Annotated in this window: 12 protein-coding genes; 9 read left to right on the forward strand and 3 right to left on the reverse strand. The window is 68.8% G+C overall.

Annotated elements, in window-relative coordinates:
- Positions 1-173: 173 nt before the first annotated feature.
- Positions 174-704, forward strand: a complete 531-nt coding sequence (locus tag ABV606_RS05525; RefSeq protein WP_353988667.1) for an SRPBCC domain-containing protein — start codon at positions 174-176, stop codon at positions 702-704.
- Complete coding sequence (locus tag ABV606_RS05530) at positions 697-1,128, forward strand: DUF1801 domain-containing protein (protein ID WP_353988668.1); 432 nt, start codon at positions 697-699, stop codon at positions 1,126-1,128. The genes ABV606_RS05525 and ABV606_RS05530 overlap by 8 nt, the downstream gene beginning before the upstream one ends.
- A 327-nt stretch (positions 1,129-1,455) precedes the next feature.
- Here the strand turns inward: ABV606_RS05530 and ABV606_RS05535 are convergent, their stop codons facing one another.
- Entirely contained in the window at positions 1,456-2,379 is a 924-nt protein-coding gene (locus tag ABV606_RS05535; RefSeq protein ID WP_353988669.1) for a DNA-3-methyladenine glycosylase family protein, read from the reverse strand.
- Between the two features lie 155 nt (positions 2,380-2,534).
- On the opposite strand from ABV606_RS05535, the gene ABV606_RS05540 reads away from it, so the two are divergent.
- Together ABV606_RS05540 and ABV606_RS05545 are read left to right on the forward strand one after the other, a co-directional pair.
- Entirely contained in the window at positions 2,535-3,431 is an 897-nt protein-coding gene (locus ABV606_RS05540; RefSeq protein ID WP_353988670.1) for a rhodanese-related sulfurtransferase, read from the forward strand.
- 72 nt (positions 3,432-3,503) lie between these two features.
- The gene (locus ABV606_RS05545; protein WP_281488777.1) at positions 3,504-4,529 is read left to right on the forward strand and encodes a 6-phosphofructokinase; all 1,026 of its coding nucleotides are present in this window, start codon (positions 3,504-3,506) and stop codon (positions 4,527-4,529) included.
- Between the two features lie 65 nt (positions 4,530-4,594).
- Here ABV606_RS05545 and ABV606_RS05550 read toward each other — a convergent pair whose 3' ends face one another.
- The gene (locus ABV606_RS05550) at positions 4,595-8,962 is read right to left on the reverse strand and encodes a beta strand repeat-containing protein (RefSeq protein ID WP_353988671.1); all 4,368 of its coding nucleotides are present in this window, start codon (positions 8,960-8,962) and stop codon (positions 4,595-4,597) included.
- A gap of 162 nt (positions 8,963-9,124) precedes the next feature.
- Between ABV606_RS05550 and ABV606_RS05555 the strand changes: the two genes are divergently transcribed.
- The 5 genes from ABV606_RS05555 to panD all read left to right on the forward strand — a co-directional run bounded on the left by ABV606_RS05555 (position 9,125) and on the right by panD (position 11,763).
- Positions 9,125-9,559: a DUF6916 family protein gene (locus ABV606_RS05555; RefSeq protein ID WP_281488779.1), complete on the forward strand. Its 435-nt coding sequence runs from the start codon at positions 9,125-9,127 to the stop codon at positions 9,557-9,559.
- Positions 9,560-9,565: 6 nt separating this feature from the next.
- The gene (locus ABV606_RS05560) at positions 9,566-10,153 is read left to right on the forward strand and encodes a phage tail protein (protein ID WP_353988672.1); all 588 of its coding nucleotides are present in this window, start codon (positions 9,566-9,568) and stop codon (positions 10,151-10,153) included.
- Positions 10,154-10,205: 52 nt separating this feature from the next.
- A complete protein-coding gene (locus ABV606_RS05565; RefSeq protein ID WP_281488781.1) occupies positions 10,206-10,703 on the forward strand; it encodes a phage tail protein in 498 nt (165 codons plus the stop codon).
- Between the two features lie 45 nt (positions 10,704-10,748).
- Positions 10,749-11,276, forward strand: a complete 528-nt coding sequence (locus ABV606_RS05570) for a phage tail protein (protein WP_281488782.1) — start codon at positions 10,749-10,751, stop codon at positions 11,274-11,276.
- A 76-nt stretch (positions 11,277-11,352) separates the two neighbouring features.
- On the forward strand, positions 11,353-11,763 hold the full coding sequence (panD, locus tag ABV606_RS05575; RefSeq protein WP_353988783.1) for an aspartate 1-decarboxylase: 411 nt from the start codon (positions 11,353-11,355) through the stop codon (positions 11,761-11,763).
- Positions 11,764-11,831: 68 nt separating this feature from the next.
- Here the strand turns inward: panD and ABV606_RS05580 are convergent, their stop codons facing one another.
- Positions 11,832-13,154, reverse strand: coding sequence for a glycosyltransferase (locus tag ABV606_RS05580; protein ID WP_353988673.1), 1,323 nt, complete (start codon positions 13,152-13,154; stop codon positions 11,832-11,834).
- Between the last annotated feature and the right edge of the window lie 125 nt (positions 13,155-13,279).

Raw genomic sequence — 13,279 nt, forward strand, 5'->3', positions numbered from 1 at the left:
GGGACGCTTCGCCCGGGTTGCTCGACGCAGCGACTCCTTCCTCCAGAGGTTGCCCGACGGCCGACTGGTTGGCCGTTGGCTCGCTGCCGCCGGCTCGGCCGAAGGGCTGGCTCCCTGGCTTGCAGACGGCTTGATCGCTGGCCGGCATCCGACTCCCCCGTTACTGTGAGCGCATGACACCCCCGGTCAACGGCCGCATCGAGCGAGACAGCCAGGGCCGAGCACTCGTGCTCGAGCGCGAGTATCCCCTCCCGGCCGCAGAGCTGTGGCGGCACTGCACGCAGTCAGAGTTGCTCGAAGCGTGGTTCGGCAGCTTTTCCGCACGCCCGGCGATCGGCAAGACGATCGCGCTCGTGATGAGCGAGGAGAATAGTGAGGTCGAGCATGTGACGGTGCTCGGCTGCGACCCGCCGCGGCATTTTCTTGGCGAGTTCGGGCGCGCCGGCGAGATGTGGCGCGTCGGCTTCGACATCGCTACTGTCGCGAGCGATGACGGGACGGATGCCGGTACCACGGGGCGCGAGAGGAGCCGCCTCACGCTTCGCCACTACCTCCGCGGTCACGACGAACTGAGCGGTATCGGGCCCGGCTGGGAGTACTACCTCGACCGCCTGCTCTCAGTGCTCACGCATGGGGAACCACCCGCGTGGGATGAGTACTTCGACACCTTGAGCGAGCCGTACCGGGAGCTGCAGCATGGCTGACCCGAAGCCGGCGACGCAGAAGACGCTGCCCACCGAAGTGCCGCCCGAGGAGTTCCTCGCGACGATCCCAGAAAGAAGCAGGCGCGAGCGCGGGGAGCGACTGCTCGAGCTCTTCCGCGATGAGACGGGCGAGGATGCCGTGATGTGGGGGCCCAGCATCGTGGGGTTCGGCACCGTTCGGCTCAAGTACGACTCAGGTCGAGAGGGCGATTGGCCTCGCGTGGGCTTCTCGCCGCGCAAGGGCGCGATGACGCTGTACGGCCTCACCGATCACGCCGAACTGGAGCCGCTGCTGGAGCGGCTCGGCACCTACACGCGGAGCGTCGCGTGCGTGTACATCAAGAAGCTCGAAGACGTCGATGAGGCGGCGCTTCGAGAACTGGTGCGGCGCGCGTACCGACTCGCGCAGCGCGTCGACGCGTAAGCGCACGGGACCGCAGCGGCGTTTCGGCGGGAGCGTTCCGCGAAGCGCGCCGGCGCCGAACCTCAGCGCCACGTGGGTGAAGCACTCCCCGAAGGTCGTCCGGGCGCGGGCGTGGTGTGCGCGAAAGGCCTCCGAGCGCGCCGGATGCTGCCGCTTGCGCACAGTGAAGACCCGCGAGTGGCGCTGCGCTGTGCGCATGTGGTCGGCGGAACACGCCAGTCAGAGCCAGTCGCGCACAGTCTGCGACGGAGCGCCCGGGTCACGGGTGCGGGTCGCGCGGCACGTGCGGGTCGCACGGCACGCAGAACCGCAATGCGCGCGCGGCGCTCAGTGCGCCCGGTGGTCCTGAATCGTCATGCGGGGGCCGAACGACGGCTTGCGAAAGCCGCTCGCGACGATCAGCCGCACGATGCGCTGCCGCTGCCCTCGCCAGGGGTCCAGAAGCTCCAGCATCCCGTCGTCATCCACCGGCCGGCCGGCGAGCGCCCACCCCACGTACGCCGCGAGATGGTAGTCGCCCACACTGACGTGATCGGGCGCGCCGTGTGATCGCTGCAGCGCCTCGGCCGCGGTCCAGACGCCGATGCCGCGCACGCTCTTCAGCTTCGCGGCGGCAGTCTCGGCATCCATGCCCACGAGCCGTTCGACGGATGCGGCGACCTCGGCGACCCGAAGCACGGTCGCCGAGCGCTGCGGCCCCACGCCCGCGCGGTGCCACTCCCAGCTCGGGATGCGTCGCCACGTCACCGCACGAGGAACGACTCGCATGCCGAGCGGAGCCGGGCCGGGCGCACGTTCGCCGTGCCGCGTGACCAGCTGGCGCCAGGCTCGCAGCGCTTCGATGCTGGTCACCTTCTGCTCGAGCACGGCGCAGACGAGGGCCGGAAAGAGCCGATCGGTGCGCGCCAGTCGTAGGCCCGGGTTCTGACGGTGCACTTCTCGCAGCTCGGGGTGCGAGTCGAGCGTGAGCTCGCTCCAGTCGTCGTCGGCGCCCAATAAGCGCGGCACTGCGGCGAGCGCTCGCTCAGCGGCGGGGCCCCAGGCGGTGACGCGGATGCCGTCGCGCCGCGGCGCGAGGTGCAGCGTGGCCGCGGCGGTCTCTGCTGCGGCATCCGGCCCGTCGAACCGCATCGTCATCCACGCGTTCGAGCCCTCCCAGCGGAGGGTCGGGTCGGCGGGGCCTCGTCCCACTGGGCCGAGCGTCTGCCGAAGGTCGACCGGCACGCGCGGGGCGTAGGTCGTCTGCAGCACGAGGGAACCCTAACCCACCCCACCCTCACGCCTTCTCCTGCTCACCGCTCGCAAGGACTGCGAGCAGGCGGAAGCCTCTGGGCGGACGGCCCGGCAGAAAGCCGAGGAAGCCGCCCCGGCGAAGAGCCAGGAGGCGCTGTTTAGACTGGCGAGTCGTGGCCGTGCCGAAGATCCTGCTCTACTACCGCTTCACGCCGATCGCCGACCCTGACGCGATCCGGCTCTGGCAGCGCGACCTGTGCGAGTCGCTCGGGCTCAAGGGCCGCATCCTCATCTCGAAGCACGGCATCAACGGCACGGTCGGTGGCGAGCTCGCCGACGTGAAGCGGTACGTGCGCAAGACGCGTGAATACGCGCCCTTCAAGGACATCGACTTCAAGTGGAGTGAGGGCACCGGTGACGACTTCCCCAAGCTGTCGGTGCGTGTGCGAGATGAGGTCGTGAGCTTCGGAGCACCCGGCGAGCTGCAGGTCGACGATGACGGCGTGATCGGCGGCGGTGAGCGCCTGACGCCCGAGCAGTTGCACGAACTCGTCGCCGAGCGTGACGACGTCGCGTTCTTCGACGGCCGCAACGCGTTCGAAGCCGCGGTCGGCAGGTTCAAGGACGCGGTCGTGCCCGAGGTTGCGACGACGCGCGACTTCATCGAGGAACTCGACAGCGGCAAGTACGACCATCTCAAGCAGAAGCCCGTGGTGACCTATTGCACGGGCGGCGTGCGGTGTGAAGTGCTCTCGGCACTCATGCGCGACCGCGGGTTCGAAGAGGTGTACCAGCTCGACGGCGGCATCGTGCGCTATGGGGAGACCTTCGGCGACGCGGGGCTCTGGGAGGGGTCGCTGTACGTGTTCGACCGGCGCAAGACGGTCGAGTTCAGCGAGGCGGCATCCGTCATCGGGCGCTGTGCGGGGTGCGGTGCGCCGAGCAGCGAGATGGAGAACTGCAGCGATCCGTCGTGCCGGGTGCAGCTCGTGAGCTGCACGGCGTGCGCCGGGCGCCTGGCGTGCGAGGCGCATGCCACGGCCCTTGCTCAAAGAGGTATGGGAGAGTAGCAGACGGGGCGCCCGGCGGATGCCGCGCCCTTTCTTGCGAGAGTCCCACTACCACTTCAAGGACAACACGCCATGCGAATCGGAATCCTCACCGGGGGCGGCGACGCACCCGGCCTCAACGCCGTGATCCGAGCGGCAGTACTGAAGGGCGAGAAAGACGCCGACACCGAGTTCGTCGGGTTCATCGACGGCTGGGAAGGCGTCTTCAACGAGAACTTCACGCCTCTGTTCCGCAACGACGTGCGCGGAATCGGCCGCCTGGGCGGCACGATCCTCGGCACGTCGAGAACGAACCCGATCAAGGACTTCGGCGGCCCTGACCGCATCGCTACGGTCTTCGAGCGCAACCGGATCGACGCCATCATGGTGATCGGCGGCGAGGGCACGCTCGCGGGCGGACACGAACTCGCGAAGCTCGGATTCCCCGTGATCGGTGTGCCGAAGACCATCGACAACGACATCTCGGGCACCGACTACACGTTCGGGTTCGACACCGCCGTGCAGATCGCCACGGATGCGATGGACCGCCTGCGCACGACGGGCGAATCGCACCGCCGCTGCATGGTCGCCGAGGTCATGGGCCGCCACGCGGGCTGGATCGCCCTGCACTCGGGGATCGCGGCGGGCGCGCACGCGATTCTCATCCCGGAGCGCAAGACCTCGATCGAGCAGATCGGCGAGTGGGTGCTGAGCGCCACCAACCGTGGACGTTCCGCCCTGGTGGTCGTGTCGGAGGGCTTCGGCCTCGACACCATGAACGACCCCTTCTCGATCAAGGGACTCGACTCGGTCGGCCGTCCGCGCCTCGGCGGCATCGGCGAGATGCTCGCGCCGCTCATCGAAGCGCACACCGGCATCGAGACGCGCGGCACGACGCTCGGCCACATCCAACGCGGAGGCACTCCGACCGCCAACGACCGCGTGCTCGCGACCCGCTACGGCATGGCCGCGCTCGACCTCGCCAAGCAGGGCAAGTGGGACCACATGGTCGCGCTCCGCGGCACCGAGATGTGCGTGGTGCCTCTTGAAGAGGCCGTCGGCCAGCTCAAGTCGGTGCCCGACCACCGCTACGACGAGGCCGCGGTCCTCTTCGGCTGATTCGGTCCGTCGGCGCGCGCTGAGCGGTCGCTCAAGCGCTCTGTGCGCGCTCGCGGAGCGCTCGCTCAAGCGCGCCGACGGCGCATCAGCAGCAGGATGCCGGCGAGGAGCGTCAGCAGGGCAGCGCCGAGCGCCACGCCGTACGCGTCGCCGTCGGCTCCGGTTGCCTGGAGCGACCCGCCGCCGCTGGGGTCGGCATCCGTGCCGCTGCCTGCCGACGGCCCTGGGGGCGGCGTGGGGGCCGCCTGGGAAACGAGTGTGATCGGCGAGCCGAGGTAACGGAGCGAGCCGTCAGGGGCGTAGCCGCCCGCCACCACCGTGTGCGATCCGGTGATGCTGGCCGGCAGCGTTACCCGCACGCTGAACGCGCCAGCACGATCGGCAACGACCGAACCGAGCGGAACCAGTGTCGAGTAGAGCCCAAGGGTGATCGGCGACTCGGGCGCGAAACCAGTGCCTGTCACCAGCAGCGCGGTGCCGGGCGCTGCGGTCAGCGGAACGCCGTGCAGCGAGGCCACGATCAGCGGCTTTCCGGCAGGTGGCAGGGGCACTGCCGTCGCATCCACCACGCGAAGCGTGAATGACTGAGCGGCACCGACGACCTTCGAGTTCGCGGGCGTCACCGTGAGCAACACATCGCCGACCGCGTCGAGTGTGGTGCCGGCGAGCACGGCGGTACCGTCGCGGCGGTCGGTGAAGGTGAGCCCTGCAGGCAGAGCGCTTGAGACGTCGATGCGTGGTGCGGCACCGTAACCCCCCGCGGCAGTGAAGACGAACTCGCCACGGATGCCGCGGGTGAACGTCGCGGTCGCCGCGCTCGTCAGCGAGGGTGCCTCGAACACGGTCACGGTGACCGGCACGATCGAGGTCAGCCCCCACTCGTTGGTCAACTCGACCTGGAACGACCACATGCCGCCGGCCCCGGCCGCGGGTGACCCGGTGAACGTCACGGTGTCGCCGGCAGGCGCGACCTGCAAGGCAACGCCGGGCGGCATCGCACCGACCGCTTGAACGGTGACGGTGCCCGAGACTGCCGAGAGGCCCAGCGCGAGGTCGATCGCACCGCCGACAGTGCCTTCGCCACTGCCGGCCGGCGTCGCAGCGGGTCGCGCCGCAGCGACGACCGTGAGGGTCTGCGTGATAGCGGGGTCGACGCCGTTGCTCACGCGCACTTGCACCGTGCCGGTCGCGGGCGCGGTTGCGGTCGAGCGCAGTTCGGCATCCGCTCCGAGCTGAGTGACCGTGATCCAGGCGGGGGCGGCGTCGATCGTCACCAGGTAGTCGTGGCCGGAGCCGCTGACCGTGAACGCATCGCCTTGACCGATCTCGAAGAGTGCGAAATCGGGGCTGGTGATGGCCAGCGGCGCGCGCACCTCGAGCGGAGCCGCAGTCGCCGTGGCGGTGCCGTGTGAGTTCGTCGCGGTCACCCGGAAGAGCGCGCCGTCGTCGGTCGACGCTGCGGTGAGCTTCAGTGTGCCGTCTGGCTGACCGGCGATGGACGTCCAGCTCGCGCCGCCGTCGCGCGACACCGACCATGCCGGAACCGGCGCGGGGAACCCGCCCAAATCGGCGGTGACGACGACCTCGTCACCCTCACGTACCGAACCGGCATGTGAGATCGCGTCGATGGTCGGCGCCTCATCGACCACGAGCACCATCGGATGCGTGTCGCTGCCGTGAGCGTTGGTAGCGCTGAGCGTGACCGGCCACTCGCCGCCCGCTCCGGGCGCTGGCGTGCCGACGAGCGAGATCGAACCATCGCCGTTCGGCACGCTGCTCACGCCGGACGGCAGCGAACCCGTGATGGAGAAGGCGGGCGCCGGGTAGCCGGTCATGGTGACCCGGATGCCGGCTGCAACGCCGTTGCCAATGCGCGTCGAGCCGCTGACCGTGAGCTCCGGCGCCTCGTTGACGATGATGGTGAGCGTCTGCGTCGCGACTGTTCCGAAGCCGTTGGATGCCGTGAGCTCGACGGAGTGCACACCGCCATCCCCGGTGCGGGGCGTCGCAACGATGGTCGCGGTGCCGGGGCCGGTCGACTCGAAGGTCGCCCACGAGGGCACGGACGACGAGGCGATGGTGGCGGAGGGCGTCGACTGCACGACGATCGAGATCGACCGTGACCCGTCATTGGCGGTGGCGACCGCGCTCGGCGACGAGACGAACACCGGCTGCTCACCCACCCTCAGCGCCGCGATCGATGAGTAGACGGTGCGGCCGCCCTGCGTGAGCGTGGCGCGGAATCGGTCGCCGTCGTCGCCGAGTCCGACGGTCCGGGTCAGCGTCGCCGAACCGGCATCCGGGAGATCGACGAAGCCGGTTCCCCGGTCGACTTGCCACTGCACGGTCGGCACGGGGAAGCCGAGGTGCTCGACCTCGAAGGTGACGGTGGAACCGGCGAGCACCTGTTGGCCGACCGGGTTCTTCGTGACCGAGACATCCTCCAGCACTGTGAGCACGAGGGTCTGGGTCGCGGTGCCATGCGCGTTGCTCGACTGGATGGTCAGGCTTTGCGCGCCCCCCGAGCCCGCTGCCGGGGTCCCGGAGATGCTGAGCGAGCCCGCGACAGCGGAGACGCTGAGGCCGTTCGGCAACGTGCCACCGGTGATCGCGAGGGTCGGTGCCGGGAAGCCTCGGCTCGTCACGGTGATGGATGCGGCATTGCCGACTGCGGTCGAGGCGCTCGCCGAGGAGGTGAACGCGGGCGCCTCCGTCACGGTCAGCGTCACCGACTGCTCGTCCGAGCCGCTTGCGTTGACCGCCCGGAGCGTGAGGGGGTATTCGCCGCCCTGGCCGGGCCGCGGAGAGCCGGAGATGTCGGCGGTTCCGTTGCCGAAGTCGGTCAAGACGAAGTTCTCGGGCAGGCCCGTCGCCGAGATGGCGGCAGAACGATAGCCGCTCGAGGAGAACGTCACGCTGCGCGGTGCGGCGCCGACGTGATAGGTCAACGGCGGCACGATGCCGAACGTCGGTGGATACAGGATGTGCACTGGGATGCCGAGGCTCGAGCCGTCGAGCGACGCCGTCACGTTGGCGAGCCCGCGCGGTCCCGACGTGGTGAACCCAACCGATGTCTCGCCCGAGGCGAGCGCTGACTGGGGCTGTGCCACCGAGGTGCCGCCCACGAGACCGCTCCAGCCGATTCGCAGCCCCTCGAACGCGGTGAGTTGCGCAGCCGACACGGCCCCGCCGCTGGAATCGAGCAAGAGGCTCACGGTCACGGTGGTCGTGGTCGAACCGAATTCGATGTCGGGGGCGTCGCCGCTGAGCTGCAGCCACGGCGTGTAGACGGATGCTGTCGGGGCGGCGACGCGGCCACAGGCGCCCGGGTCGCCGTTGCAGCTCCACCAGTTGAGGCTGAGGTCGGAGCCGCTGGGCGCTGCGACTTGCACGCCAGGGCCGCCTGCCCCGACGAAACGGTTGTAGTGCGCTGTGAGCGTCGCGTCGGGCATCGCATGAACAGCCGCAGCTCCGACGGGCGAGGCGGCCGGAACGGTGTTGGCCGTGAACGTCGAGCGCTCGATCGTGAGGGCGCCGCCGCGATGCCAGACCGCCGCACCTGATCCCGGGTTGCCGCTCGTCGAGTCCACCGCGTTCTCGCTGAACGTGCTGTCGGAGATCCGCATGGTCGCCGGCGTCGCGGTCGTGCGCTGGTCGATGACGAGCGCGGCACCGCCGTTCTCGATCTGCCGCGCGGTCGCCGAGTTGGCCGAGAAGGTCGAGCGCTCGATGATCAGCGCCTCGTTCGGGATCCCGGTCGCGCCGTAGGCGATTCCACCGCCCGCGCTGCCGTTGGAGCGGTTCTGGCTGATGACGCTGTCGCGGACCGTGAGTCTGCCCCCGATGAACTGCACGCCGCCACCCGGCGCCGTCGTCGTGTCAGGCGTCGCGGCGTTGGCGACGTTGTCACTGATCACGGAGTCCTCGATCGTGAGCACGTCGGGCTGCGCACTATTCGACCCGCCGATGATCCCAGCCCCGCCGAAATCGTCGCTGACGCCGCCCGTGATGGTGACGCGGCGCAGTGTCAGCGAGACCCCGCCCACCATGCCGGGGTCCATATCGATCACACGATCGGTTCCATTGCCCCGGATGACCACCGTGTCGCTCGCGCCCATGCCACGGATGGTGATGTCAGCGCCGGGCCGGGTGCCGGCGATGAGCGCACCATCGGGCCCGAGGTTGTAGTGACCCGCAGGGAGCACGATCTCGACCGCCCCGCCGCGGTTGTCGGCCACGCAGAGCGCGTTCCGCAGCGTGACGGGCGTGGCGGTCGTCAGCTCAGTGCTGTCGGCACAGGCACCATTGGCGTCGGCGTCCACCGTCGTCTCCACTTGGAACACGATCGCAGCGTGGGCGGCCGGCACGTGCAACTGCGCAAGCCCGGCGATGGTGACGAGCGACGCCGCAGCGGCGATGAGTCGCGTGGCCATGCGAGAGCGCATGCGGGCCTTCCGGGTCGGGTGGAGCGGGGCAGTGCGAGAAACGTGCGGGTGAAGCGAGAAACGTCGCGGCGATCTTCCGCGACAAACTCACATTGTGAATTATGCTCGCAGTTGTTCACCCGATCGCGCAATCCGACACGAAGGTTTGCCTTGCCCACCCTTTCGCGACGCTCCCTCCTCGCCGGCGCCGGCGCCGTCGGCGTTGCCGCCGTGGCGACCGCAGTCGTCGTCGGGGCACCACGCAGCCCCTCGGCTTCCACGGCATCCGACCCGGCCACCGTTCCGGAGGTGCAGCGCGAACTCGTGCGCTCGCGGTTCGCGCCCCATGTCGGCGACACGTTCGTGTTCGAAGCGGAGGGGCGTTCGGCGTCTTTGGTTCTTGACGCGATCGACGATGTGGCACCGGTCGTCGAGCCCGATGACGAGCACCGGTTCAACCTGCTCTTCACCCCCGCTGGTGGCGAGCTTCCTGCCGCTGTGTATCGGGTGCGGCATCCGGATGCCGGCGACGCATGGCTGTTCGTCTCGAGCGTCGGCACTGGCGGGAGCACCCGGCACCAGGCCCTCGTGGTGAGCGCAGCATGAGCCGTCGTGGCGATCTCGCGCGCGGTCGGCGCGCAGCGTGCCGACGCGGCCACAGCGGTTACGCACCGGAACGACAGGAGTGAGGCATCGATGCCCTACCTAGGCGAGATCCGCATGTTCGGCGGCAACTTCGCGCCCGCCGGCTGGGAGTTCTGCGATGGCCGGCTCATGGCGATCTCGGAGTATGACGCCCTGTTCAGCCTGATCGGAACGACCTACGGCGGCGACGGCCAGGAGTCGTTCGCTCTTCCGAACCTCGCCTCCCGGTTCCCACTGCACATGGGCGACACCTACCTCGGCAACTACGTCCTGGGTGAGACCGGTGGTGTCGAGGAGGTCACGCTGACGCAGAACCAGTTGCCGGCGCACCGGCACACGCCGCTCGCCGCCGCGACGGCTCAGACCCGGCATCCCCAGGGCAAAGTGTGGGCGAACTGGGGAGATGCGCCCTTCAGCGATCAGACGCCCTCGAACCCGATGGCGGCGAACGCAGTCGGTGCCGTCGGCGGATCGCAACCGCACGAAAACATGCCGCCGTACCTCGCGGTGAACTTCATCATCTCGCTGTACGGCGTGTGGCCGCAGCCGGCCTGAGCAGTGCAACGCGAGTACACCAGCCAGCACTTGACGATCGGGAGTCTCTGACATGGACCCAACGCCCTTCCTCGGCGAGATCCGGCTGTTCGCGACCAACTTGGTGCCGAAAGGCTGGGCCGCGTGCAACGGCCAGCTCATGCCGATCAACCAGAACCAGGCGCTCTTCTCCCTGCTCGGCACGCAGTACGGCGGCGACGGGAGAGTGAACTTCGGGCTACCTGACCTGCGCGGCCGCATTCCGTTGCACTTCGGAGCCGGGCTGGGAATCGGCGCCCGTGGCGGTGAGTCGGCGCACACGCTCACGAACGCGGAGATGCCGCAGCACTCGCACCCCGTCCGTGCCGCAGGCGTCGCGACGACGGAATCGCCGGCATCCGCGCTCTGGGCCGATCCTGGCAAACCCACGTATGGCGACACGCCCGCAGTGGGCATGAACCCCGCATCGGTTCGGAGCAGCGGCGGAAGCCAGGCGCACGAGAACCGGCCGCCGTTCCTCGCACTCGAGTACTGCATCGCGATCGCCGGCGTCTTCCCGAGCCAGAACTGATCGTCGCGCTTCGCAGCCCCCACCGACTTGAGAGTGAGCAACTGAATGGATCAGTTCGTAGGCGAGATCCGCATCGTCGCGTTCAACTTCGCACCGACGGGCTGGGCGCTGTGCGAGGGGCAGATCCTGCCGCTCAGCCAGAACACCGCGCTCTTCTCGCTGCTCGGCACGACGTACGGCGGTGACGGCAAGTCGACGTTCGCCCTGCCGAACCTCGCGGGACGGATGCCGATCGGAGCAGGCTGGGGGCAAGGCCTCTCCGCGCGCGACCCGGGTGAGCAGGGCGGCTCCGCGACGGTCACCCTGACCATCCCCGAGCTTCCGACCCACACGCACGTCGTCGCGGGTCATGCGGGAGCGGGCAACAAGTCGACCGCGAGCGGTGCGACGTGGGCGATGCCTCGCTATGGGCGCAGGCAGACCGATGCGTACTCGCCGACCGCCGACGGCAAGGAAATGGCGATGACGGCCCTCTCACCGAGCGGGAGCAGCCAGCCCCACAACAACATGCCGCCCTACCTGGCCATGAACTTCATCATCGCGCTGCAGGGCGTCTTCCCGCCCCGCCAGTGACGCGGCGGGCCGCTTGGCCCAGTGGACGGGTGCTGCGCGCCCCCGGCGCCTCAGCGGCCCGGTAGCGTGGTGGCTCGTGCTGCTGACCATGCTCAAGGCCAAGATCCACCGCGCCACCGTCACGCACGCCGACCTCGACTACGTGGGGTCGGTCACCGTCGACAGTGAGCTGCTGGAAGCGTCCGGCATCCTGCCGGGCGAACTCGTGTCGATCGTGGACGTGACGAACGGAGCGCGCCTCGAGACCTACACGATCGCCGGCGAGCGCGGCAGCGGGGTACTCGGCATCAATGGGGCGGCAGCGCATCTCGTGCACCCGGGCGACATCGTCATCCTCATCGCCTATGCGCAGATGACGCCCGCGGAAGCCCACGAGTTCGAGCCGTCGATCGTGCACGTCGATGATCAGAACCGCATCGTGCACCTCGGCGCGGATGCCGCGTCGGCAGTCGGCATCCGCGCTCATCGCCCGCCGCACACCGACTGAGCTCGCATCTCTCTGCGCGCGAATGCATCGCGGCGAGCCGAATCTGCGTGCAGCCGAGGAGGAGCCGCCTACGCGCCCGACGTCCCAGCCGGTTCGAGCACTGCATTCGCTGCCAGCCCGATCAGCTCGTCCGCGGCGCGGGCAAGCCCATCGCGCCCCCGGATCGCTTCACCCGCTGCACGCGATCGCGCACGCAGTGCGTCATCGGCGAGAACCCCGGCCACGGCATCCCTGATTCCCGCCTCGGTGACCCCGTAGGTGTCGAGGCGCATCCCGAATCCACGCTCGTGCACTCGCTGAGCATTGTCGTACTGATCCCAGAAGAGCGGCATGAGCACCATCGGCTTGCCGAAGTGCATCGACTCAGTGACCGTGTTGTTTCCCCCGTGGGAGATCACGACGTCGACCAGCGGCAACAGTTTCGTCTGCGGAAGGAACTCGGCTCCCCACATGTTCGGTGCAAGCTCGATCTCGTCGTGCAGGGGTCCCTTCGACACGATGACGCGGTGGTCGGTCTCAGCGAGCGCCGCGATCACCTTGCGCATCAGACCGACATCCGCGCTTCCGAGCGAGCCGAGGCTGAAGTACACGACCGGCGCACCGCGATCGAGGAATCCTTCGGGGAGTGAGATGTCATCGTCGGTATCGCGCACCGACGAATCGAGGCGCACCCAGTCGGCGCCCAGTGGTCGGGCATCCACGTAGTCGAGCTCCTCGGGATACACGTAGAGGTTCAGGTCGCCGTCGTGGATGAACTCGAGATCACCGAGCGGCGCGGCGCCCTGCTCCTGCACCCATTCGTTGAGATCTCGCCACATCTCACGGTGCGTGCGCTCGTACTCGGCCGCGAACTCCTTCCAAGCCTCGTGCTCGTGCTCACCGAGACCCGAGAACACGGGAGCGATACCACGCCCGCGCACTTCGAGCGGGTTGCACGAGACGATTCGCACGAAGGGCACCCCTGCCGTGGTGAGCGCCGGGAACGAAACGACATTGTCTTCGATGATCACATCGGGCCGGGTGGCAGCGATGATCTCTCGCAGTTGCGGCTCGCAGTACTTCGCGCCGGCGATCAGCTCCTCCCAGATGGGGCGCACGACCGTCTCGAGCTGCGCGGTTGTCGGCTTTGCGAATTCCGGCGAGATCTCGCGAATGTACTCCTTCCAGAAGGCGCCCGCGTCCTGCTCCTCGGCGTCGTGCGAGGGCTCGGCCAAGTCGACTAGTGCCTCTTCGAAACCCATGGGCTCGAGTCGACCGGCCCACGAGCGCTCCGCGGCGAAGACCACGCGGTGTCCGCGCCGCAGCAACTCCGCACCGATGCCGATGCAATTGTTGGTCGGTCCGTACGCGCTCTCGGGCATGAACAAGAAGGTGTGCGACGCTGCACTCATCGGTTCGGTCCTTTCTTCACCATCTGGGGAGGAACGCTTCGGAGCACTGAGCGCTCCAAAGGGAGGCGAGCTCATTCTTTGAACTCGCGTGACAATCGAGGCGGACGCCAGAATGCCTGGTCAGG

This window comes from Ruicaihuangia caeni (assembly GCF_040536845.1).
GTDB classification, from domain to species: domain Bacteria; phylum Actinomycetota; class Actinomycetes; order Actinomycetales; family Microbacteriaceae; genus Ruicaihuangia; species Ruicaihuangia caeni.